This is a genomic window from Roseomonas alba (assembly GCF_019430885.1).
GTDB lineage: Bacteria > Pseudomonadota > Alphaproteobacteria > Acetobacterales > Acetobacteraceae > Neoroseomonas > Neoroseomonas alba.
Map to the genome: position 1 here is coordinate 205,863 of NZ_JAHYBZ010000009.1, position 23,644 is coordinate 229,506.

Genomic DNA, 23,644 nt, shown 5'->3' on the forward strand with positions numbered 1-23,644 from the left:
ATGGAAGCCTTGAACGTCTTCCAGCCCTTCATGACCGGCCGCGCGCTCGCGGCGATGATGGCGGTCGTGCTGCTGTGGCCGATCATCTACCTGTTCGGTCCGTTGGTCGAAATCGGCGGCATCCGGCCGTTGGAAAGCGAGATCACCCGCTGGATCGTCTGCGGCGTCCTGTTCCTCGTCGTCCTGGTCGTGCTGTGGGTCGTGGAGCGGAAGAAGAAGCGGCGCGACCTGCTGCTGGTCGCCGGCATCGCCGCCCCGGACCCGGGCGCCGACCGCGCCGCCGAGGAAGAGAGCGAGATGCGCGAGCGGCTGACCGCCGCGCTCGACCGCCTCAAATCCGCCTCCGGCAAGAAGGGCGGCTATCTCTACGACCAGCCCTGGTACGTCATCATCGGCCCGCCCGGGTCCGGCAAGACGACGGCGCTCGCCAATTCCGGCCTCGACTTCCCGCTGTCCGACGGCGGCAAGCTCCAGGGCGTCGGCGGCACGCGCTTCTGCGAATGGTGGCTGACCGACACCGCCGTGCTGATCGACACGGCCGGGCGCTACACCACGCAGGATTCCGACGCGGCGGCGGACAAGGCGGGGTGGGAACGCTTCCTTGGCCTTCTCAAGAAGAACCGGCCGCGCCTGCCGCTGAATGGCGTGCTGGTGACCTTCGGCGTGGACATGATTTCCCGCCTCGGCCCTGCCGAACGCGAGCAGCACGCCCGCACCGTGCGGCGGCGCATCAAGGAACTGGAAGACAAGCTCGGCCAGCGCCTGCCGGTCTATTTCATGATCAGCAAGGCCGACCTCGTCGCCGGCTTCATGGAGTTCTTCGACGACCTCGACAAGACAGCGCGCGAGCAGGTCTGGGGCTTCACCTTTCCCGTCGAGGGTGGCGGCGAGGCCGGCCATGCGGCGAAATTCGCGGAGGAGTTCCAGCTCCTGCTGGGTCGCCTTCAGGACCGCACGCTGGAGCGCTTGCAGAACGAGCGCGGCCCGCAGCAGCGCGCGGCGCTGGAAGGGTTTCCGTCCCAGTTCGCCTCGCTGGAGGCGCCGCTCGGCGCCTTCGTCGCGGCGGCTTTCGGCGGCACGCGGCTCGATCCCGCGCCGATGCTGCGCGGCGTCTACTTCACCTCCGGCACGCAGGAGGGCAGCCCGCTGGATCGGCTGGCCGGCGCGCTGTCGCGGTCCTTCGGCTTCGATCCGCGTCGCCCGGCGGCGGTGATGCAGCAGAAGGGGCGCGCCTACTTCATCACCAAGCTGCTGAAGGACGTTGTGTTCAACGAGGCGCGGCTCGCCTCGAACGACCGCAAGGCCGACAAGCGGCGGCGCGTCGTCGCCATCGCCGCCTGGTCGATCGCCGCGCTGGTTATCGCCGGAGGCAGCTTCTTCGGTTACACCGCCTGGGCGAAGGAACAGGCGCGCGCGCAGCGCCTCGCCGAGCAGATCGGCAAGGCTGAACAAGCGTCCCAGGGCATCCCCTTCGAGCGCATCACCGAGGCCGAGTTCCGCCGCGTCCTGCCCTACCTCGACGCCGCGCGCGACCTGCCGCCGGCCGCGCAGGGCGATGGCCCACCCTTCGGACTGGACCAGGGCGCGAAGCTGGAGGCCGGCGCCAACGCCGCCTATCGCCGCGCGCTGGACCGGACCTTCCTGCCGCGGCTGCTGGCACGGCTCGAGATCGTCATGCGGGGCTCCTTCCAGCGGCCGGACGAGCTGTACGACACGACGCGCACCTATCTGATGCTCGGCCAGGAAGGCCCGCTCGACATCGACGTGGTGCGGGCGTGGTTCGCGCGGGACTGGCAGCAGAGCTTCCCCGGCGCGGTGAACCAGCCGATCCGCGACGCGCTGATGGGGCATCTGAATGCCACGCTGGCGCGCAACTTCCAGCGCTATCCGGTGGATGGCGCGCTGGTGGACGCGGCGCGGCGCATCTTCTCGCGCCTGCCGCTCGCGGAACGTGTCTTCTCGCGGTTGCAGACGGCGGCCGCGGCCTCGGCGAACGCGCTCCAGCCCTGGCGGCCGGCGGATGCGCTGGGCCAGGCGGGGCAGCGGTATTTCGTGCGCGCCTCCGGCCAGCCGCTGACCGAAGGCATCCCGGCGCTCTACACGCTGGACGGTCTGTATCGCGGCCTGCTGCCGGTCCTGGGTGACGTGGTGCGCCAGGGCGTCGCCGAATACTGGGTGCTGGGGGCCGAGGGCGCCGGCGCGAATACCGACGATCCGGTGCGGCTGGAGCAGGCGGTGCTGCGGCTCTACGCGCAGGAATACGTCAAGCAGTGGCAGACCATGCTGGACGACCTGAACCTGGTGCCCTTGCCGCCGGCGCTCGCGCAGCAGGCCGAGGCGTTGAACCTGCTCGGCGCGCCCAATTCGCCCATCAAGGACCTGCTGCGCGCCATCGTACGGCAGGTGACGCTCGCGACGCCGCCGCAGGGCTGGACGCGGCCAGGCGCCCAGCCGCGGCCGGCGCAGCAGCCCGGCCAGCCGGCGCAGCCGCCCGAGCCCACCGGCGCCGAGCCCGTCGCCGAAATCGTCGATCCGCGCTTCGAGGCCATCCGCACCGCCTCGGGCCAGCCGCTCGACGACGTGCTGAAGATCGTCAACGACCTGTTCGTCCAGGTGCAGCGCCTGGCGACCACGCCGCCGGGCACACTGCCGCCGCCGAGCGTCGGCCTCGACCCCGGCCAACGCCTCCAGGCCGAGGCCGCGCGCCAGCCCCAGCCGCTGCAACGCTGGCTGAACGGCATGGTCACCGCCACCGCGGCTGCGCGCGGCGGCGGCGCGAAGGCGGCTTTGGCGGCGGCGGGGGCGCAGCAGCTCGCGCCCTTCTGCCGCGGGCTCGACCGGCGCTTCCCCTTCAACATCGCCGGTGACGACCTGCCGGTGGACGACTTCATCCGCCTGTTCGGCCCCGGCGGCGTGTTCGACCAGTTCTTCACGCAGAACGTCCGGCAGTATGTCGACACCACCAGCACGCCCTGGCGGCCGGTGGCGACCGATGGCTTGCCGCCGCCGATTTCGGCTGCCGACCTGATGCAGTTCCAGCGGGCACGGGCGATCCGCGACGCTTTCTTCCCTGGCGTCGCGTCCATCGGCCTGCGTTTTGAACTGGTGCCGCAGAGCATGGACCCGGGGGCGATCTCGGCGACGCTGGAGGCCGAAGGGACGCGGACCGAGATCACGCGGAACTCTGCCTTCCGGCCGATCCCCCTGGCCTGGCCGGCGCGCGGCAATACGACGCTGAGCTTCGATCCGCCGTCGCTGGCGGGGCCGCTCGCCTATGACGGCGCCTGGTCGGCGCTGCGTCTGGTGATGCGACGGGGCAGCACGCTGGCGCGCGGGTCGTCGCCCGAGCGGTTGCGGCTGCGCGTGACCCAGGGCGATCGCGTCATCGACTTCGAGCTGCGCGCGGGCAGCACGCAGCACCCTTTCGGCCTGCGTGAGCTGACGGAGTTCCGATGCCCGACGCTCTCCCCCTGACCGGCCTTTACGGCAAGGTTCCGGCGCACGGGGATTTCGTGCGCCGCCGCCTGCCGACGAGCTTCGTCGGACCCTGGGATGCCTGGCTGCAGCAGGGCATGGCGGAGGCGCGGGAGCGCCTGGGCGATCGTTGGACGGCGGTCTGGGATGACGCGCCACCCTGGCGCTTCGCCCTGCCCGCAGGTGCCTGCGGGCCGGATGCGGTGGCCGGCGTGATGCTGTCCAGCGAGGACATGGTCGGCCGACGCTTCCCCATCACCCTGGCGGCCATCCTGCCGCCTGATGGCGCCCTGCCGGCCCCAGGTTGGTTCGCGGCGCTGGAGGCGGCGGCGATCGCCGGTCGCGCGGGACGGCTCGATGCGGATGGGCTGGCTGCGGCGATACCGGCACCGGATGCCGAACTGTCGGACGTCGTGGCGTCCTGGCCGCTGCTGGAGGCCATCGATCCGCCACCGGCAGCGCCGACGGACGCCGAGGGTTTCGGGCAGGCCTGGGCAGCGGCGGCGATGCCCGCCGCGGATAGCGCGGTCGCAGCGGCTGCGGACGATGTGATCGGGCTACTGGGCGGTGGCGCGACGGCGCCCGAGGAAATGCTGGGCCTGCTGGCGGGCACTGATATGCCGGCGGCCTCGGGGGACGTGCTGGGCACGGATACGGACGGGGCGAACCGAGCCGCGGGGGACGACGACGTGCTCGGGCTGCTGATGGGCTCGGCATCGGTAGCGCCGGCCGCATCGCAGGATCCGGCGGCGTCCGACGGCACGTTGGCCTTCCTGCTCGGCGAGGGCGCCGGCGCGACCGAGAGCCCGGCGGCGCTCCTGCCCGGCGGCGCGTCCGACGCCGTCGAGCCCGGTCCGGCCGATCCGCTGGCCGCGCTGATCGCCTCGGGCGCATCGCCGTTGATCGCTGAGCCTATCGAGGTGGCGTCGCCCACCTCGCCGATCCAGGACGTCGTGGATCGGTTGCCGGCCGAGGCCGTGCCGCCGCCGCTCGCGGCGCCGACGGAGGTCCCTGCCGCTCCGCCGGAGGGCGGCTGGTGGACCGGCGGGGGTCGGCGCCTGCCGCCCGCCGTCCGGCCAATCGCCGCGCTGCTGCCCCCGGCCGAATTCGTCCGCCTGCTGGAAGCCGACGCATGACCTGGCGCCTTGCCTCCCTCGCCGCGACCCATCCCGGCGCCGTGCGTCCCCGCAACGAGGATGCGCTGCTCGAGCGTCCCGATATCGGCCTTTGGGTCGTCGCCGATGGCGCCGGAGGTCATGGTGCGGGCGATGTCGCGTCGAACGCCATCGTCGCGGCAATGGGCGTCATTCCGCCGGGTCTGGCCGCGGCGGAACTGCTCGCCCAGGTGCGCCTGCGCCTGGCTGCGGTGCATCGCGAATTGCAGGAGGAGGCGGCGCGGCGCGGGCCCGGCCGCATCCTGGCATCGACCGTCGTCGTCATGCTCGCGCGGGGGGAGCATTTCGCGATGCTCTGGGCCGGCGATTCGCGGGCCTATCTGCTGCGCCAGGGCACGCTGTCGCGGGTGACCAAGGACCACAGCCTGGTGCAGGAGCTCGTCGATCAGGGGACGCTGCGCGAGGAAGAGGCGGAGAGCCACCCGCAGGCCAATGTCATCACCCGCGCGGTCGGCGCGCAGGGGGAGCTGGAACTCGACAAGGTCTCGGGCCGCATCGCCGAGGGTGACCGCTTCCTGCTGTGCACAGACGGCCTGTTCAAGACCATGGCGGAGGCTGAGATCGGGGCGATGCTCCGGGGCGGCGCCGATGTCCTGGCGATCGTCACCGAGGCCGTCGGCCGCGGCGCGCGGGACAATGTCAGCGCCATCGGAGTGGATTGCGTCGGCTGAGGTGGAGGACGTCGCGGCCCGCAATACTGCGGTGACGGGCTGGTCGCATGCGGAGGGGCGGAGCCCCCCCCGGTCATGGCATCCGTGAATCTATACGGTTCTTCGAGGCATCCCTGGCCGGGCCGGCAAGACGTGCTCAGCCGCCCTCATGCGAGGGAACCTTGTAGGTGACGATGTCCTGTGCGCCGGTCAGCGTGTTGCCGACGTCGCGCACGCCAAGCTCGATCTCCCGATAGCTGAGGTCGACATCCTCGATCGGCCGCCCGCCGACCGCGCCGGCCGACAGGCGCAGGATGCGCACGCCGGTGAGCGTGATGGCGAAGAAGCAGACCGGTGCCCCTTCGCCGGTGCGCAGCCATTCGAATTTCACCATCCCGATATCCATGTTCCGGAAGGCGGCCTCCCAGAACAGCGCCGAGCGCGAATCCGTAAAGCGCCTGATCGAGGCGTGACGGAGCTGCGGCGCCCAGACGCGCGTATCGGCCCGATGCGAGCCGACATTCATGCTGCGCGATTCACGCGTGCCGCCCCAGGAGAAGCCCAGCAGCGGATGCCAGGTGGTGTGGCCCGCAACCTCGCTTTCGCCGGGGATGGTTGCGATCTGCATCAGGAGCGGCATGGGACCTTCCTCCTCTTCAGGCCTGGTTGACGACGGTCGCGAAGCCCAGGGTCGAGGCGATGCCCGCCTTGTCGAAGCCCGAGGAAATGACGGACATCTGCCCGTAGCGGATGGAGAAGCGTTCGGTGGCGCGCTTGTCCCCGCCGCTGTCCATCTGGAAATCCACCAGCCCGCAGCCCTGCAGCTCGAGGCGCAGGTATTCCTGCGGGCCGTCCGGGCCGCTGCGCATGAAGGTGATGACGACGTTCTTGTCGAAGGTGCCGAGCAGCGCCTCGCGGAACAGGCCGGTGGAGGAGGCGTCGGTCACCTTGGTGACGGTTACCGGCGTCACGTCGCCGCCGCCATCCGTCTTCTGCGCAAAGCGTTGGCCGTAGTTGACGGACCCGGCGAAGCTGCAGGTGAGCAGCTTCATCCAGCCGCCGCTCGCGGGCGCCTTGCGCACCTTGGCCGGCACCTCGGATTCGCCGCGGACCGAGCCGTAGCACATGAAGATGGTGCTTTCGCTTCCTGACATCCCGGTGCTCTCCGTCTGCCCCTGTGCGGGGCGGGTCACGGTCGGGGCGGGCAGTGCCGCCTGGCCGGAGGATTGGTTGACGATACTGGCGATGGCGTTGCCCGTTGCCGTGCCGCCCTTGTCGAAATTCCCGGTGATGATCGACATCTGCCCGTAGCGGATGGCGAAGCGCTCTGTCGCGCGTTCGTCATGGCCGCCGTCGATCTGGAAGTCGACGAGGCCGCAGCCCTGGAGTTCGAGGCGCAGATATTCCTGCGGCCCGTCGGTCCCGCTGCGCATGAAGGTGATGACGACGTTCTTGTCGAAGGTGCCGAGCAGCGCCTCGCGGAACAGGCCGGTGGAGGAGGCGTCCGTCTGCTTGGTGATGACGATCGGCGAGACCTGGCCGCCGCCTTCCGTTTCCTGCGCGAAGCGCTGGCCGTAATGCATGGCGCCGGCGAAGTTGCAGCTCATCACCTGCATCCAGCCGCCGCTCGCCGGTGCCTTGCGCACCTTGGCGGGCACTTCGGATTCGCCGCGGACGGAACCGAAGCACATGTAGATGGTGGTGGTGCCGTCGCTGCCCGACATGCTGGCTCAGCTCCGCGTGGGGCCTTCTATGGACATGCCGCCCGGATCGCTCCGGACGGCATGGCCGATCCTTCTGGCCGGCGCCGCTGATGGGCGCCGGAAGATCACGCCGCGTCGCGGCGCGGCATCACTTCGTGATGCTGGCGAGCTTCCAGCTGGCCGAGGACGGGCTGCCCGTCAGGTCGTCGCCGATCGGGTTGTACTTCACCTCGATCTCGCCGAAGTTCATGTGCAGCGTCTCGCCGGGGCGGCTGTCGACGCCCGAGCCGCCGGCGGCCTTGAAGGACAGGCCGGACACGCCGGTGGCCTTAAGGTAGATGCCGAGGAACTCCTGCGGGTCGCCCGAGCCGGTGCGCACGAAGGAAACCTTCACGTCGTTGTTGAGCTTGCCGTTGCAGGCCTGCTCGAACAGCTTGATCGTCGTGCCGTCGGTGGACTTCTTCACCACCACTTCGGACATGTTCACCACCGAACCTTCGCGCACCGAGTTCACACCCGAGGTGATGCGACGGCCGAGGCCGAATTCGAAGGAGGTGAGCTCGATGTACTTCTCGAAGCCCTTCACCTTGGATTCACCCGGAACACCCTGGTACTGCATCAGAATAGGCATCTGCGTTTTCCCTTTCCCAACCTACCCCCGGAAGGCGACACCCTGTCGCCTCCTGATACGAAGAACCTTACCTCAACCGACCTCGTACCGGAACGAGCCATCGTCGTTCAGACCCACCTTCACCTGAAGGATTTCATGACCTTCGGCGAGGCGTTCGAGGATGCGCGCGGAGAGTTCCGGCAGCACCGTGCGGCTGAGGATGTTGTCGATGTTGCGCGCGCCCGAGGAGACCTCCTTGCAGCGCTCGACGATCGCGTCGATCACCGCATCGTCCACCTGCAGCGGCACGTTGTACGCCTCCTTGAGGCGACGTCCGATGCTGCGCAACTTCAGGCCCGCGATCTTCTTCAGGATCTCGGGCGCGAGCGGATAGTAGATGACGACGTTGGTGCGGCCGAGGAAGGCCGGCTTGAACGACTTCAGCAGGTCCGGCATCAGCGCGTCGCGCAACGCCTCGGGCTCCGGCGCCATCTCGGGGTCGGCGCAGAGCTTGTCGATGGTGTCGGTGCCCGCGTTCGACGTCATGATGATGACGGTGTTGCGGAAGTCGATGTCGCGGCCTTCGCCGTCCTTCATCGCGCCCTTGTCGAAGACCTGGAAGAAGACATCCTGCACGCCGGGATGCGCCTTCTCCATCTCGTCCAGCAGGACCACGGAGTAGGGACGCCGACGCACCGCTTCCGTCAGCACGCCACCTTCGCCGTAGCCGACATAGCCCGGCGGTGAGCCCATCAGGAGCGAGACCTTATGCTCCTCCTTGAACTCCGACATGTTGATGGTGGTCATGTTCTGCTCGCCGCCATAGAGCAGGTCGGCGACCGCGAGCGCCGTCTCCGTCTTGCCGACGCCGGAGGTGCCGGCCATCAGGAAGACACCGATCGGCTTGCGTGGATCCGTGAGCCCGGCGCGCGAGGTGCGGATCGCCTGGGCGATCGCGTCAAGCGCATGGTCCTGGCCGACCACGCGCTCCATCAGATGGTCCTTGAGCTTCAGGACATTGTTGATCTCGTCCGAGACCATCCGGCCGACCGGGATGCCGGTCCAGGTGCCGACCACGTCGGCGACCGCCTGACCGTCCACCACCGGGAAGACCAGCGGTTCCTCGCCCTGGAGCTTGTGCAGCGCCGCGGCAGTCTCGCCGAGTTCCGTCTTCAGTGCCTCGGTGTCCACCGGCTCCGGCGCCTTGCCGTCGGGGCCGGGCATCGGCACCGCCGCCGCCTCGATCTGGTGGCGGAGGTCGCGCATCTTCGCGACGAGCGCCTTCTCCTCCTCCCAGCGGTTCAGGACCTCTTCGAGTTCGGCGGAGACCTTCGCGTGCTCCTGTTCCAGGGCGACGCGGCGCGCCGCGTGGTCGGCACCGGTCGCTTCCTCGCGCCGGATGGCGCCAAGCTCGGTGTCGATCAGCGCGAGGCGCCGTTGGCGGTCCTCGACCGGGGCGGGGATCGCCGCCTGGGACATGCCCACGCGGGCGCAGGCGGTGTCGAGCAGCGACACGCCCTTGTCCGGCAGCTGCCGCGCCGGGATGTAGCGGGCCGACAGCTTCACCGCCTGGGTGATCGCCTCATCGAGGATGCGGACGCCGTGATGCTTCTCGAGCGTGGTCACCAGGCCGCGCAGCATGGCGGCGGCGAGCGGCTCGGAGGGTTCCTCGACCTTCACCACCTGGAAGCGGCGGGTCAGGGCGGCGTCCTTCTCGAAGTACTTCTTGTACTCGGCCCAGGTGGTCGCCGCGATGCAGCGCATCTCGCCGCGCGCCAGCGCCGGCTTCAGCAGGTTCGCCGCGTCGTTCTGGCCGGCCGCACCACCGGCGCCGATCAGGGTATGCGCCTCGTCGATGAACATCACGATTGGCGTCGGCGAGGACTTCACCGCATCGATGACACCTTTGAGGCGGTTCTCGAACTCGCCTTTCACGCCCGCGCCCGCCTGCAACAGGCCCATGTCCAGTGAGTAGAGCTTCACGCCCTTCAGCGCGTCCGGCACGTCGCCGGCGGCGATGCGCAGTGCCAGGCCCTCGACCACGGCCGTCTTGCCGACGCCGGCCTCGCCCGTGAGGATCGGGTTGTTCTGGCGGCGCCGGGTGAGGATATCCACCATCTGGCGGATCTCCCCGTCGCGCCCGAGGATCGGGTCGATCTTGCCGGCCTTCGCCTGAGCGACGAGCTCGGTGCAGAACTGGTCGAGTGGGCCGCCGGAGCGCGGGGCCTCGCCGGCCGGGGCGCTGCCATCGGCGGGACCGGCGGCGGCTTCCGCCCCGGCCTCGGCGGCTTCCTCGCTGCCCTCGGCCATCTCGCCGAGGTTCCGCCGCACCGCATCGGCCGGCAGGTTCAGCAGCGACGGCGCGCTGTCCTTCACCGTGCGGCCGAGCGTCTCGTCATTCAGAAGCGCCGCGAGCAGATGGCCGGAGCGGATCTTCGGCGCCCCGCTTTCGAGGCTGGTCAGCAGCCAGGCCTCGCGCAGCCAGGTGACGATGTCGGGGGACAGCGAGGGCGCCCGCGCATTGCCCGTCTTGAACTTGTCGAGCGCGCGGGTCAGCTCGTTGGCGACCCGTCCGGCATCGACGCCGCCCTTGCGCAGCACCGCCGCGACGTCGGATCCGCTGGTCTCGACCAGCTTGAGCAGCACGTGCTCGATCTCGACATTGTAGTGCGTGCGGGAAAGCGTCAGCCCTGCTGCCGCTTCGAGCTGACGACGCGTGAGCGCGTTCATGCGCCCGACGAGGGATTTCAGGTCGATCGCCACCATGCCGGACGTGCCTCACCAGATGAGCAGGAACGCGCAAAGCGATTTCGCTCACGCGGAACGGGACGTTAGGGGGGCGTGCGAAACGAGTCCAGCATGCTAGCGTGGGTTGGCGATGGTCCCCTTTCACCCGTGTAAGGGGCATCACATCGGTGGCTTGCGAGGGTTTCACGATGGGTGAAGGTGTACTCGATCTCGAGGCGCTGCTTGCGCCGCTCGCCGATGGCGGCGGCGGCGGGGAGGACCTGCGGGCGGACGATTCCTACACGTCGCTCTACCAGCGTGTCCGCACCCAGCGGAACGACGCCCGCACCGGCGAACGGGCCATCGACAGCGGCGATCCCGAGGCCAATCCCGCGGCCATCGCCAGCGCCTGGCGGGAGGTGAAGAAGCTCGGTGCCGAAGCGATCAGCGGGAAGTCGAAAGACTTCGAGATCGCCGCCTGGATGGCCGAGGCGCTGGTGCGTGTGGATGGGTTGCCGGGCCTGACCGATGCGGCGCTGCTGATCGGGGGGCTCTGCGACCAGTATTGGGACAATGGCTTCCCGAGCCTGGAGAGCGAGGACGGCCTCGAAGACCGCAGCGCGCCGATCGGCGGCCTGTCGGGGGAGGGGGCGGACGGCACGCTGATGGCCTCCATCCGCCGCTATCCGCTGTTCCAGCGCGGCGACGGCAGCGATGGCGACCTGTTCACCTGGCAGCGTTCCGAGGAGACGGCGGCGATCGCCGATGCCGAGCGGAAGCAGGCACGGCTCGATTCCGGCGTTCCGGATTTCGACGTGCTGCAGAACGAGGCGCGGGCGAGCACAGCGGCCCTGCGCGCCGTGGGGCAGGAGGCGCGCCGCGCGCTCGACGCCTGGACCGCGATGGATACGGCGCTCGGCAACCGCTTCGGCGGCAACGCGCCTTCCACCCGTCGGGTGTCTGAAGCCCTTCAGAGCATCATCGACCTCGTCACCCGGATCGCCGGGTCACCGAGCGAGCCGACTGCCGCGGCGGAGGAGGAGGCGCATGACGCTGATGCCGGGGCACCCGCCGTGGCTGGGGGGGGCAGTGGCGCCGTCGCGGCGGTGGGCGGGGGCGGCCCCAAGCCGCTGCGCACCCGCGAGGATGCCATCCGCCAGCTTGAGGACATCGCCAATTTCTTCCGCAAGACGGAGCCGCATTCCCCTCTGGCCTTCACGCTGGACGACGCGGTGCGCCGGGCGCGCCTTCCCCTGCCGGAACTGCTCGCCGAGGTGCTGCCCGACTATTCGGCGCGCCGCATGTTGCTCACCGCGCTCGGCATCCGGGTTGCCGACGAATGACGTGCCGTCACATGTATCACACCCCATGGTCCGGATGCGTTGACCCGGATCGTTGGGGGTGCGTAGTCTCCCGCCACCGCAATCCGTTGGGCCACGGACCTCGCCCTGAGGAGGAACTTCATGAGCAGCGTGCATGACAAGCTCGCGCGGGTCCGCAAGCCGCGCGTCCACATCACCTACGAAGTCGAGACTGAAGGCGCGCAGATCGAGCGCGAGCTCCCGTTCGTGATGGGCATCATGGGCGATTTCGCCGGCGATCCCTCCGAGCCGTTGAAGCCGCTCGCCGAGCGTAAATTCGTCCAGATCGACCGCGACAACTTCAATGATGTCATGGCGCGCATCCAGCCGGGCCTGAACATCAAGGTCGACAACACGCTCGCCGGCGACGGCAGCCAGATGGCGGTCAACCTGAAGTTCAACAGCCTCGACGACTTCGAGCCGACGCGGGTGGCCGAGCAGGTCCCGGCGCTGAAGGCGATGCTCGAGACGCGGGCCAAGCTGCGTGACCTGATGTCCAAGGTGGACCGTTCGGACGAGCTCGAAGGGTTGCTGGAGCAGGTGCTGCAGGACAAGGACAAGCTGGACAAGCTGTCGGCCGAACTCGGCCTCGACAAGAAGGAGGGCTGATCGATGAGCGACGCTCAGTCTTCCGCCGCCGGCTCCACGACGACGACTGAACTCGAAGGCGGCCTTGGCCTCCTCGACCAGGTCATCGGCGCGACCAAGCAGACCGAGAAGGACCGCGCGCAGGACCTGATCAAGGCCCTGACCGAGGAAGCGCTGAAGGGCACCGTGACCTTCAGCCGCAACCTGCAGCAGACCTTCGACCGCGCCATCGCCGCGATCGACGCCAAGGTCAGCGAGCAGCTGAACCAGATCATGCACAATGAGCGCTTCAGCAAGCTCGAGGGCTCCTGGCGCGGCCTGCATTACCTGGTGATGAATTCGGAGACGGGAACGTCGCTGAAGCTGCGCCTGCTGCAGATCAGCAAGCGTGAGCTGTCGCGCGACCTGCAGCGTGCGGTCGAGTTCGACCAGAGCCAGCTCTTCAAGAAGATCTACGAGAACGAATTCGGCACCCCGGGCGGCGAGCCCTACGCCTCGCTGATCGGCGACTACGAGTGGACCTCCCACCCGGACGATGTCGAGACGCTGCGCCTGATGTCGTCCGTCGCGGCAGCGTCCTTCGCGCCTTTCATCTCGGCGGCCTCGTCGCAGATGTTCGGCATGGACGACTACCGCGAGCTGTCCAAGCCGCGCGACCTCGCCAAGATCTTCGAGACGGCCGAGTACACCAAGTGGCGCGCCCTGCGCGACACCGAGGATGCGCGCTTCCTCAACCTGGTGATGCCGCGCACCATCGCCCGCCTGCCCTATGGCGCCGCGACCGTGCCGGTCGAGGACTTCGCCTATGAGGAAGCGCCCTATGACGCCAACGGCAAGCCGAAGGCGATGGAGCACCAGCACTATTGCTGGATGAACGCCGCCTATGTCATGGGCGCGCGCCTGACCGACGCCTTCGCCCAGTACGGCTTCTGCGTCGCGATCCGCGGCGCCGAGGGCGGCGGCAAGGTGTCGAACCTGCCGACCCACGTCTTCACCTCGGACGACGGCGACAGCGACACCAAGTGCCCGACCGAGATCGGCATCACCGACCGTCGTGAGGCAGAGCTCTCCGGCCTCGGCTTCCTGCCGCTCTGCCACTACAAGAACACCGACTACTCGGTCTTCTTCGGGGCGCAGTCCGTGCAGAAGCCCAAGAAGTACGACCGGCCGGAAGCCACCGCGAATGCGGCGATCTCCGCCCGCCTGCCGTACCTGATGGCGACCAGCCGCTTCGCCCACTTCCTGAAGGTGATGGCGCGCGACAAGATCGGTTCCTTCATGGAATCGAGCGATGTCGAGATCTGGCTGAACCGTTGGATCCAGAACTACGTCAACGCGAACGAAAATGCGGGCCAGGATCTCAAGGCGCGCTACCCGCTGCGCGAGGCGAAGGTCGAGGTGAAGGAAGTGCCGGGCAAGCCCGGCGTCTACAACGCCGTGGCCTATCTGCGTCCGTGGCTGCAGATGGAGGAACTCACCACCTCCATGCGCATGGTCGCGCGTATTCCGCAAAAGGCCTGACGCAACGGCAGGGCGGGAAGGGGAATGCGGCGTGGTGCTACAGCCGCCCGACACCAACCCGCCCGTGCCGCTGCGCGCCGTCGCGCTTTCGGGGAACTACCTTGGCCGTTCGGGGGCGGAGGGGGCAGAAGCCCTCACCGCCTTCATGGGTGAGCGATCCCCGGTCGAGGCGCTGCGCGCCTGGTTTGGGGCGCGGCTTGCCGACATCGTCGCCCATGACGGCTCCGCCGCCGGCCGCGCCGATGCTATGGCGCGGCTGGAGGAAGCGGTCGATCGCGACATCGCCGCGCTCGACCGGCTGATCGGCGCGCAACTCGACGCCGTCCTGCATCATGACCGCCTGCGGCGCCTGGAAGGGAGCTGGCGGGCGCTGGCTTGGCTGGTGGACCGCGTGCCCTTCGGCGCGCGCGTCAAGGTCCGCGTCTTCACCGCCCGCTGGGCCGAGTTCTGCCGCGACTTCGAGCGCGCCAGCGAGTTCGACCAGTCGGTGCTGTTCAAGCAGGTCTATGAGGGCGAGTTCGGCACGCCGGGCGGCGAGCCCTTCGGCATGCTGGTCGCCGATTACGAAGTGCGCCACGCGCCGGGGCGTGGCAGCCCGACGGACGATGTGGCGGGGCTTGACGGGCTGGCCGGCGTGGCCGCGGCGGCCTTCGCTCCGGCGGCGATCGCTGCCCATCCGGCCTTGCTCGGCTTCGACCATTGGGCGGGCGTCAATGCCGCGGCGGATCTGACAGATGTGCTGCGCGGCACCGACCGCACGCGCTGGCGCTCTCTCCAGGGGCGGGAGGACAGCCGGTTCCTCGCCGTGGTGCTGCCGCGCGTGCTCGGCCGCACGCCCTGGCCGGACAATGCGACGCGCGCGGATCGCTTCCGCTATCGCGAATACGCACCGGGGTCGGATTCCCGGGTCTGGATCAGCCCGGCCTATGCACTGGCCGCCGCGGCGATCCGTGCCTTTGCCAAGGCGTCCTGGCCGGCCGATGTACGCGGTGCAGCGATCGCGACGGAGGCCACCGGCGGGGTCATCGACAACCTGCCGGCCGAGCATCTGTCCGGCGATCCGCGCAGCGGCCCGTTGCGCCCGCCCGTCGAGGTCGCGCTGACCGACGAGCAGGAACGCCAGGCCGTCGAGGCGGGCTTCATTCCCTTCATCGGTCTCGAACTGCTGCCCGAAGGTTCCTTCGCTGCGACGCCGTCCATCCATCGCCCGCCGCGCATGCAGGGCGAGACGGCGGCGGCGGCGAACGCCAACCAGCGGCTCTCGGCTCAGTTCAACGCCATGCTCTGCGTCAGCCGCTTCGCCCATTGCGTGAAGCTGATGGGCCGCGACATGGTCGGGTCCTTCAAGACGGGGGACGAAATCCAGTACCGGCTGCAGCGCTGGCTGCAGGGGTTCACCAATATCTCGGCCGGCGGCGCGGGCGATGCGGGTGCGCGCTACCCGCTGCGCGACGCGCGGGTCGAGGTGCGCGAGAAGCCGGGCCAGCCCGGTGTCTATGGCTGCACGATCATGCTGCAGCCGCATTACCAGTTGGACGAGGTGGGGGCGGCCTTCCGCCTCGTGACAGATCTCCAGGCGGCGAGGCAAGCGGCATGACCACGGCAGGCGAAGCGTTCAAGGCAGGCGACATCGAAGGGGCGGTGGCCGCGGCAATGGCCACGGTGAAGGCCAGTCCCCGCGATGCGGGGGCGCGCTGGCTGCTCTCGGAGATGCTGCTCTTCGCGGGCGATTATGAGCGTGCCGATCGCGCCCTGGATGCGGTGATCGAGGAGACGCCGTCCCCCACCGTGATGGAGTTCCGCCAGCTGCTGCGGGCCGAGGTCGCGCGCCGCCAGGTCTTCACCGAGGGCCGCGTGCCGAAGTTCCAGGGCGAGGACCCGACCGACGCCCAGAAGGCGGCGGCGCATGCGGTGACCCTGCTGCGCGCCGGCGACACGGCAGGCGCCGCGGCCGCCGCGGCCGAGGTCGAGACGCTGCGTCCGCGCGCGCCGGGCAAGATCGATGGTGTCGCCTTCGAAGACCTGCGTGACGCGGATGACGTGCTGGCCGCGATCGTCGAGGTCCATACCTCTGGCGGCGAGTACATGTGGGTTCCGGTGGAACGTCTGCGCGCCCTGTCCTTCGACGAACCGAAGCGGCCGCGCGACCTCTACTGGCGGCGCTGCTCGATCGAGATGAAGGACGGCCAGGAAGGCGTGGTCTATGTGCCGACCATCTATCCCTGGACGGCGAAGACGCTGCCCAATCCGCTGAGGCTCGGGCGCGGGACGGAATGGCAGGATGACAACGGGTTGGTGCGCGGGCTCGGCATGCGGGAATTCCTGGTGGGAGAGGAGGCGAAGACCCTCGCGGAACTCACCGAGGTGACGTTCGATTGATCGGGACCGCTGCGCAGGGCGATTGGAAAGGGGCTTTGTCCCTCTCCAGACCTCACCCCACCAAAGGCCGAAGGGCCTTTGGAAACCTCGACCTTGGCGTTGGGCGGGGTGGGCAGGCCGAATGCGCCAGTATGCGCGGGGCATGTCGCGATTGCTCGATTTCGGCCGCCATGCGCAGAGAGGTTCCTGTTGCGGCTGAGCGCCCTCTGAGCCCGGCACCCGGTATCGGTTTCCAAAGGCCTTGTGGCCTTTGGCGTTGTGGTTTGGAGGGGCAGGGCCCCTCCAATGTCCGGCCGTCGTAATCATGAGCGACAATCGTTCCAGTTCCCGCATCCGCCTGCCGCTGCTCGACCGGCTGCTCGATGCCGATCCCGACAGCCCGCGCGATCCCCCGCTGTCGCAATCCATGGCGGTGGACCTGCTGCGCACCGCCGTGCGGCGTGACCTGGAGGCCCTGCTCAATGCCCGGCGCCGGCGCCTGCCGCCGCCGAGTGGCCTCGCGGAACTGCCCATGTCGCCGATCGGCTATGGCGTGCCGGACCCGACCGCCGGATCCTTCACCGAGGAGGAACGCCGCGCGGCCCTGTCGCGCGAGATCCAGGCCACCATCACGCGCTTCGAACCGCGCCTGACGGCAGTGAAGGTGCAACTGCACAAGAACGAAGGCGAGTCCATCGACCGCGTGCTGCGCCTGCGCATCGAGGCGGTGCTGCGCACCGATCCCGTGCCGGAGCACATCTCCTTCGAGACGGTGGTCCGGCCGACGACGCTCGACGTCGCGGTGCGGGAGGGCTGAACCATGTCTGAATCGCTGCTGCCCTACTACAACCGGGAACTCCGGGCGATCCGCAAGCTCGCCGGGGAATTCGCCGACGCCTATCCGAAGGTCGCCGCGCGGCTGCGCGTGACGCCGGAGGCGGTGGACGACCCCTATGTTGAGCGCCTGCTCGAAGGCGTCGCCTTCATCGCCGCGCGCGTGCAGCAGCGGCTTGACGACGAGCTGCCGGAATTCAGCGAGACGCTGCTCGAAATGCTGTCGCCGCATCTGCTGGCGCCGGTGCCGTCGATGACGACGCTGAAGCTCTCGCCGCCGCCCGAGGCGCAGGGCCCGACCCAGGTGCCGCGCGGCCTGATGGTCGAAACGGAGCCGGTGCGCGGCGAGCCGGTTCGCTTTTCCACCTGCCATGACGTCACCGTCTGGCCGGTGACGGTGGAGTCCTTCCGCCTGTCGGGCCTGCCTATCACCGCGCCGGCGAACAACCGGGTGCAGGGCGCATTGGCGGTGCTGCGCATCACGCTGCGCACGGCCAATCCGGAACTGACCTTCGCCAAGCTGGGGCTCGACAGGCTGCGGCTGCATCTGCGTGGCATCGGCGCGCAGGCGGCGCTGCTGCATGAGTTGCTTTGTACCTCGACGCTGGGCCTCGCCCTTGCCGACAGCCCGGTGGACCCACGCCCGACACTGCTGGAACCGGAGGCGCTCCAGCCGGCCGGCTTCGCCGCCGAGGAAGCGGCGCTGCCCTGGCCCAACCGCTCCTTCGCCGGCTATCGCATGCTGACGGAGTGGTTCGCCTTCCCGGAGAAGTTCCTCTACCTCGATATCAACGGGCTCGACGCGCGCACCCTGCTGCAGGAGTCCGACAAGCTCGACATCTTCATCTATCTCTCCCGCGCCATGCCGGAGCTCGAGCGCACGCTGGGGCCGGAGAACGTGGCGCTGGGCTGCACGCCGGCGATCAACCTGTTTCCCCAGCGCTGCGAGCCGATCTCACTCGACGGCACCCAATCCGAATGGATGGTGGTGCCCGATGCGCGGCGGCCAGGGGCCCTGGAGATCTATTCGGTTGAGGGCGTGCGCGAGAGCCGCTCCGATGGTCGTCGCCGCACCGTGCTGCCCTTCTATCGCCTGGGCCGGTCCGAGACGGATGAGGCGCTGCTGTCCGAGGTGAACTACGTCAGCTTCCGCCGCGGCGCGACGCTGCCCATCACGGGCACCCAGACTTGGATCGAGCTGCGCGATTCGGCCTTTGACCCCGCACAGCCAGCGGAAGGTGTGCTGACCGTCGAGGCGCTGTGCTGCAACCGCGACCTGCCTGCCCTGCTGCCCTTCGGCGCCGGCCAGCCGCGGCTGCGCGTGGCGCAGGGCGGCGCGCCGGTCTCCGCGGTCGATTGCATCTCCCCGCCCACACCGACGCTGCGGCCGCGGCTGAACGATCGTGGCGCGTGGCGGCTGATCTCGCATCTGGCGCTGAACCACCTTTCGGTCACGGGCGGGGAAGGCGGGGCGGCGGCGCTGCGGGAGATCCTGCGCCTGCACGATCTGCGCGACACCGCCGAGACACGCGCTGCCCTGGGCGCCATCGTCGCGGTCGATACGCGGGCCGGCATCGCGCGCCTGCCCGGCGGGCGGGCAGGGGCTTTTGCGCGGGGGCTCGATGTCACGCTCACCTTCGACCCGGCGGCATGGCAGGCGGCGGGGCTCTATCCGCTGGCGCAGGTGCTGGAACGCTTCCTGGCGTTGCAGGTCTCGGTGAACGCCTTCTCCCGCACACTGATCGCGCTGCGCGGCAGGCCGGGCGTGGTGGCGCGGTTCGCGCCGCGCAGCGGCACGCGGACACTGCTGTGAGCGACACCGCCGCCCCGGACCCGAACGGCCCGCCCGCGGATACGATTCCGGACATCACTGAGCTTGCGGTAGCGACGCCCGAGGCTGCCGAAGCCTCGCGCCCGCTGCCCGAACCGCCGCCGGCGCCGCTGCTCAGGCCGGTCTCGCCGGTCGATCGGCTGAAGCAGGAGCCGGCGCGCTTCGATCTGGATCAGGCCACGACCGTCGCGCTGCGTGCTGCGGGGCTGCCGGCCGGTGAGCCGGAGGAACTCGACCTGCGCACCGCGGCACGCCTCGCCATGCCCGTTGGTGCCGTCGTCGCGGCGAAGCCGGAGCAGGGCGAACTGACCCTCGGCACCTTCGGGCTGGTCGGCGCGGGGGGCGTGCTGCCGCGCCATCACAGTGCGATGGTCGCGGCGGAACAGCGCAAGCGGTCGCTCGCACTGCATGCCTTCCTCGACATGCTGGGGCGGCGCACGACGGGGCTGTATCCGAAGGCCGGGGCAAAGTATCGGCCGACACGCAATGCCGAACCGGCGGGTCGGGTGCTCTCGGCTGCGATTGGCATGGGGACGCCGCATCTGGGCGGGCGCATGCCGCTGCCGGAGGATGCGCTGCTCTATCACGCCGGCAACCTCGCCGCGCGCAGCCGCAGCGGCGAACGCCTGCGTGCGATGCTGGAAGCCGAGACCGGCCGCCGCGTCGAGATCGAGGAATTCGCCGGCGGCTATATCCGCTTGCCGGAGGAAGAACGCAGCCGCATGCCGAAGGGCCGCGGGGCGCCGCAGCATTGCGCGCTCGGCGTGTCCACCACTGCCGGGGCGCAGGTCTGGGACCCGCAGGCGCGCTTCATCATCCGGTTCGGGCCGCTCGACCGCGCCGCCTTTGACAGCCTGCTGCCCGGCACGCCGGCCTGGATGCGGGTGACGCAGCTCGCGCGGCTGTTCGTCGGGCCGGATACAGCCTTCGCGGTGAACCTCGTGCTGAAGAAGGAAGAGGTGCCGATGGGCGCGCTTGGCAGCACGAGCCGGCTCGGCTGGACGTCATGGTCCGGCACGTCGAAGCCCAGGAAGGCCGATGCGCGGGACGCGCTGTTCGAACCGCGGGAGGTGGTGTGATGCGGCGCCGCGCGCGGGGGGAGCTCTGCCTCTCCCGAACCGTCCCCGCCAAAGGCCGAAAGGCCTTCCTGACTGCCTCTCATCTTCTGCTGGCGCAGTTGGAGGGGCTCCGCCCCTCCAAACCACCCCGCCAAAGGCCCGAGGCCTTTGGAAACCGTCACCTGGCATCGTGCATCATGGTCAGGACGGGGGGCGAAGCACGCTTCTGCGCACCAAGCGCGCTGGGACACAGCGGAACACCTGTCATGCCGGGCACCAGGTATCGGTTTCCAAAGGCCCTGTGGCCTTTGGCGGGGGAGGCTCGGAGGGGGCAGAGCCCCCTCCGCTTCCATCAGTCGCCACCCGGAGACGTCACCGCATGAGCGCCCCCACCTCCCACTACGGCGCTGCCGAGGTCCGCTACGTCACCGCCTTCCAGGCCGAGGCCTCTCCCGCGCGGCTGCACTACGCCCTGGCGCTGTCCGATACGCATTGGGCGCCGGCGGACCGCGAGCGGCTGACCGTGCTCGACATAGGCTGTGGCCTGGGCGTGACGGCGCGGCTGCTGGCGGCGGCCAATCCGGGATGGGATGTCTATGGCATCGACCTCCAGCCCGCGCATATCGCCGAGGCGCGCGAGGCGGCGGCCGCTGCGGGCGTGGACAATGTCCACTTTCTCGAAGTCGACCTGACCGAGCATGACGAGGCGGGCTTCGAGCGCCTGCTGCCCGAGGTCGACATCGTCGTCTGCTGGGGCGTCTGGACCTGGGTGCCGGACGCGGCGCGGGAAGGCGTGGTCCGCCTGCTGAAATCCCGCGTGAAGCCGGGCGGCGTGGTGCTGATGGCCTACAACGCGCTGCCGGGATACTCCGACACGCTGGTCATGCAGCGGCTGCTCGAAGAAGCCTGCCGCAACACCACGGGATCGCTGGAGGAACGCGGCATGGCCGCCTTCGCAGCGATCGAGATGCTGAAATCGGCCGGCGCGCTGCATCTGCCGCAGGAGCAGATGCTGGCCCGCATGATCGACTCCGCCAAGCGCGCACCCGGCTACATGGTGCATGAATGGCTGACCTCCTTCTGGCGCCCGGTCTATCACGCGGACATCGCGACGGCGCTGCAGGCGGCGCGACTGGATTATGCGGGCAGCGCCAATCCCTCCCGCAGCTTGCCGACGCTGCAACTGAACGCGGAGCAGCGTGCGGCGATCGAGCAGGCGCCGCCGGGCATCCATCGGGAAACGCTGTTCGACCTGTTTCTCCAGCGCCGCTTCCGCACGGATCTGTATGTGCGCGGGCGTCGCAGCGGCGGCGGGCGGGCGCTCGCCGAGATCCCGCTTGTCCTCGCCGTCGCGCCGGAACTGATGGACACGTCCATCGCGACCGCGGCTGGGGAGGCGGTGCTGAAGGCCGAGCACCAGGCCATCCTGGCCGGCGCGCTCGCCGACGGGCCGCGAATGCTGGGCGAGCTTGCCGCCCTGCCGGGCCTCGGCGACCTGACCATGATGGAAATCGCGGTGATGCTGATCGAGAGCGGGTCGGCCCATCCGCTGTGGCGGCCGATCACGCGCGATCCGGTCACGGTCGAACGGGCGCTGCGGTCGAATGTGCAGTTGCTGACCAGCGTCGCGCAGGAAGGGGCTGCCGGCGGCTCGGTCCTGGGGGCGGTGGCGCCGGCGCTTGGCAGCGCCATCGCGGCGTCTCCGTCGGACCTGGCCGTGCTGATCGAATTGCAGAAGGGCGTGCCGCCCATGCCGGCCGAGATCGCGCAGCGGCTGATCCCCGGGGACGCGCCGCCCGAGATGCTGACCAACGCCACAGGCTCGATCGAACAGCTGCTCGCGATGCGGCTCGGGGCGTGGCGTGGGCTTGGCCTGTTGTGAACCGCTTCGGATGCATGGGGGTGGTGCCCATGCTACTCATGAGCGTATCGAAGGAGGGCTCTCCATGACCCGCTCGCTGCTACTCGCCGGCGCCGCCGCGCTGGCTTTCGTCACGATGACGCCGTCGGTGCAGGCACAATCCGATCCGGCGGCCCTGTCCCTCATCGAGCGGCTGCGGCCGCAGGCTGGCGGCCAGACGCGCGGCATCCGCGTGCCGGGCGCAGTGGACAACACGGCGCCGGCGCCTGCCCCCGTGCAGCCCGCACCGATCTACGGCCAGCAGCCGACGCAGCCTGCGGGCACCTCTGTCGCCGGGCCCGGCGCGCCGACCGCCAACCCGACGACCGGGACCTCCCGCCCGACCCAGGCCGTGGCCCGCCCGCCGGTGCGCGAGACGACCTCGGACGCGCCGTCGGCCTCCATCACCGTGACCTTTGCCTCCGGTTCGGCCGAGCTGACGCCGGATGCGGAACGGGCGCTGGCGCCGCTCGGACGTGCGCTGTCCTCGCAGGATCTGGCTGGCTTCCGCTTCCGCATCGAGGGTCATACCGACACGGTCGGCAGCGCGGCGCTGAACCAGGCGCTGTCGGAACGCCGGGCCGCGGCCGTGCGGGAATACCTGATCGCCAAGTTCGGCGTGGCGCCGGACCGGTTGGTGGCCATTGGCCTGGGTGACAGCCAGCTTCTGGTGCCGACGCCTCCGCAGACGTCCAACGCACGGAACCGCCGTGTCCAGGTCGTGAATATCGGCAGCTGACAGGTCTGGCGTGGTCGACGACGACGCGACGGTCCGCCTCGAACGGCCCGGGACAGCCTTGCCGCCAGGACCGCCGCCCGCTCTCCAGACCGGGGGCGGGCGCTTGGTGATCCTGGCGGCGGCGAGCGGCGTGCTGCTCGCCGCCGGGGCGGGTGCGTGGTTCTGGCTGGGGCGCGATACAAGCCCCACGGAGCCTCCGCCAAAGCCGGACACGGTGGCGCTGGCGCCGCAGGCATCGGTCGCTTCGCTGCCTGCCCCGACACCGACGCCCGGACCGGTCATCACCACGCCGAGGGTCGCGCCGCCCGCAGCATTGAGCATCGCGATCGCGACGGAGGAGACGATCCGCGATCACCGCGGCGCCGAACCGACCATGTTCCGGCTGGTCGAGAATCCGCATGTCTTCGTTTCAGATTTCCCGAATCTCGACCAGCAGGGTGCTGCGCTGAACCGCGCGGCCGCGCTGATCGAGAAGGCCGGCGCACCGCGTGACCGCGTATTGGACGATGCCGCGCTGGCCTCGACCATCGCGCGCGCCGGGGAGACGCCGGCGACCTATTACTACGGTCACAACTATCGCGGCCGCGACCTCGAGCGATTCTTCGACCTCGCCGCGCGGGACGGCGTGAGGCTGACGCCGGAGGAGACCTGGTTGCATGATCAGGTGGCGCGCATTCGCACGCTGCTGCCAGCCGGGACGGAATTCGCGGTCATCTCCGTGCCCGGGGTTGATTCCCGCGTGGATGAGTCGATGCGCGCAGCGATCCTGCATCATGAGATCGGTCACGGGCATTTCTTCACAAACCCGGCCTTCGCCGCCCATGTCGAGCGGGTCTGGCGGGAGGTCTTCACCGAGGCTGAACGCGCGCACTTCCGCGCCTTCCTCCAGCGCGAGGGCTACGATCCCGGCATCGAGGAGGTGATGCTGAACGAGGCCATGGCCTATCTGATCTACACGCCTGATGCGCGCTTCTTCACTCCCGCCCATGCCGGGCTGGATGATGCGCGGGCTGATGCATTGCGGGCGGCGCTGCGCGAGGGTGCGCCGCGGTAGGCGCGAAGGCGCGCGGTGCGGCAGGTGTTCGCATAGAGCGTGAGGATGACGCCTCTCCAAC

The 23,644-nt window shown here is 69.6% G+C and carries 18 protein-coding genes; 14 read left to right on the top strand and 4 right to left on the bottom strand.

Features of this window, described 5'->3' with window-relative positions:
* The 3 genes from tssM to KPL78_RS24075 are packed head-to-tail and all read left to right on the top strand — an operon-like array spanning position 1 to position 5,320.
* Entirely contained in the window at positions 1–3,474 is a 3,474-nt protein-coding gene (gene tssM / locus KPL78_RS24065) for a type VI secretion system membrane subunit TssM (RefSeq protein ID WP_219765517.1), read from the top strand.
* Entirely contained in the window at positions 3,453–4,610 is a 1,158-nt protein-coding gene (tagF, locus tag KPL78_RS24070; protein WP_219765518.1) for a type VI secretion system-associated protein TagF, read from the top strand. Before tssM ends, tagF begins: the two co-directional genes overlap by 22 nt.
* Positions 4,607–5,320, top strand: coding sequence for a PP2C family protein-serine/threonine phosphatase (locus KPL78_RS24075; protein ID WP_219765519.1), 714 nt, complete (start codon positions 4,607–4,609; stop codon positions 5,318–5,320). The genes tagF and KPL78_RS24075 overlap by 4 nt, the downstream gene beginning before the upstream one ends.
* 136 nt (positions 5,321–5,456) lie before the next feature.
* Here the strand turns inward: KPL78_RS24075 and KPL78_RS24080 are convergent, their stop codons facing one another.
* The 4 genes from KPL78_RS24080 to tssH all read right to left on the bottom strand — a co-directional run bounded on the left by KPL78_RS24080 (position 5,457) and on the right by tssH (position 10,378).
* A complete protein-coding gene (locus KPL78_RS24080) occupies positions 5,457–5,939 on the bottom strand; it encodes an Hcp family type VI secretion system effector (protein WP_219765520.1) in 483 nt (160 codons plus the stop codon).
* Between the two features lie 16 nt (positions 5,940–5,955).
* Positions 5,956–7,023 (bottom strand): type VI secretion system tube protein Hcp, encoded by a 1,068-nt coding sequence (locus KPL78_RS24085; RefSeq protein WP_219765521.1) that lies wholly within the window; start codon positions 7,021–7,023, stop codon positions 5,956–5,958.
* Positions 7,024–7,150: 127 nt separating this feature from the next.
* Positions 7,151–7,633, bottom strand: a complete 483-nt coding sequence (locus KPL78_RS24090) for an Hcp family type VI secretion system effector (protein ID WP_219765522.1) — start codon at positions 7,631–7,633, stop codon at positions 7,151–7,153.
* 72 nt (positions 7,634–7,705) lie between these two features.
* Positions 7,706–10,378 carry a type VI secretion system ATPase TssH gene (gene tssH / locus KPL78_RS24095; RefSeq protein WP_219765523.1) on the bottom strand — a complete coding sequence of 891 codons (2,673 nt, stop codon included), beginning with the start codon at positions 10,376–10,378 and terminating at the stop codon, positions 7,706–7,708.
* Positions 10,379–10,548: 170 nt separating this feature from the next.
* Between tssH and tssA the strand changes: the two genes are divergently transcribed.
* From tssA to KPL78_RS24150, 11 genes are all read left to right on the top strand, one after another.
* Positions 10,549–11,682, top strand: a complete 1,134-nt coding sequence (tssA, locus tag KPL78_RS24100) for a type VI secretion system protein TssA (RefSeq protein ID WP_219765524.1) — start codon at positions 10,549–10,551, stop codon at positions 11,680–11,682.
* Between the two features lie 120 nt (positions 11,683–11,802).
* Positions 11,803–12,309, top strand: a complete 507-nt coding sequence (gene tssB / locus KPL78_RS24105; RefSeq protein WP_211868913.1) for a type VI secretion system contractile sheath small subunit — start codon at positions 11,803–11,805, stop codon at positions 12,307–12,309.
* Positions 12,310–12,312: 3 nt separating this feature from the next.
* Positions 12,313–13,809: a type VI secretion system contractile sheath large subunit gene (gene tssC, locus KPL78_RS24110; protein WP_219765525.1), complete on the top strand. Its 1,497-nt coding sequence runs from the start codon at positions 12,313–12,315 to the stop codon at positions 13,807–13,809.
* A 31-nt stretch (positions 13,810–13,840) separates the two neighbouring features.
* A complete protein-coding gene (gene tssC / locus KPL78_RS24115) occupies positions 13,841–15,406 on the top strand; it encodes a type VI secretion system contractile sheath large subunit (RefSeq protein ID WP_369412839.1) in 1,566 nt (521 codons plus the stop codon).
* Positions 15,403–16,188 carry a type VI secretion system accessory protein TagJ gene (locus tag KPL78_RS24120; RefSeq protein ID WP_219765526.1) on the top strand — a complete coding sequence of 262 codons (786 nt, stop codon included), beginning with the start codon at positions 15,403–15,405 and terminating at the stop codon, positions 16,186–16,188. The genes tssC (KPL78_RS24115) and KPL78_RS24120 overlap by 4 nt, the downstream gene beginning before the upstream one ends.
* Before the next feature lie 304 nt (positions 16,189–16,492).
* Positions 16,493–16,984, top strand: a complete 492-nt coding sequence (gene tssE / locus KPL78_RS24125; RefSeq protein WP_219765527.1) for a type VI secretion system baseplate subunit TssE — start codon at positions 16,493–16,495, stop codon at positions 16,982–16,984.
* 3 nt (positions 16,985–16,987) lie between these two features.
* A complete protein-coding gene (gene tssF / locus KPL78_RS24130) occupies positions 16,988–18,814 on the top strand; it encodes a type VI secretion system baseplate subunit TssF (protein WP_219765528.1) in 1,827 nt (608 codons plus the stop codon).
* Positions 18,811–19,911, top strand: a complete 1,101-nt coding sequence (gene tssG, locus KPL78_RS24135; RefSeq protein ID WP_219765529.1) for a type VI secretion system baseplate subunit TssG — start codon at positions 18,811–18,813, stop codon at positions 19,909–19,911. The genes tssF and tssG overlap by 4 nt, the downstream gene beginning before the upstream one ends.
* 358 nt (positions 19,912–20,269) lie before the next feature.
* Entirely contained in the window at positions 20,270–21,772 is a 1,503-nt protein-coding gene (locus tag KPL78_RS24140) for a class I SAM-dependent methyltransferase (RefSeq protein WP_219765530.1), read from the top strand.
* Positions 21,773–21,836: 64 nt separating this feature from the next.
* Positions 21,837–22,529, top strand: a complete 693-nt coding sequence (locus KPL78_RS24145) for an OmpA family protein (protein ID WP_304621883.1) — start codon at positions 21,837–21,839, stop codon at positions 22,527–22,529.
* A 10-nt stretch (positions 22,530–22,539) separates the two neighbouring features.
* A complete protein-coding gene (locus tag KPL78_RS24150; RefSeq protein ID WP_219765532.1) occupies positions 22,540–23,583 on the top strand; it encodes a flagellar basal body-associated FliL family protein in 1,044 nt (347 codons plus the stop codon).
* Positions 23,584–23,644: the final 61 nt, after the last annotated feature.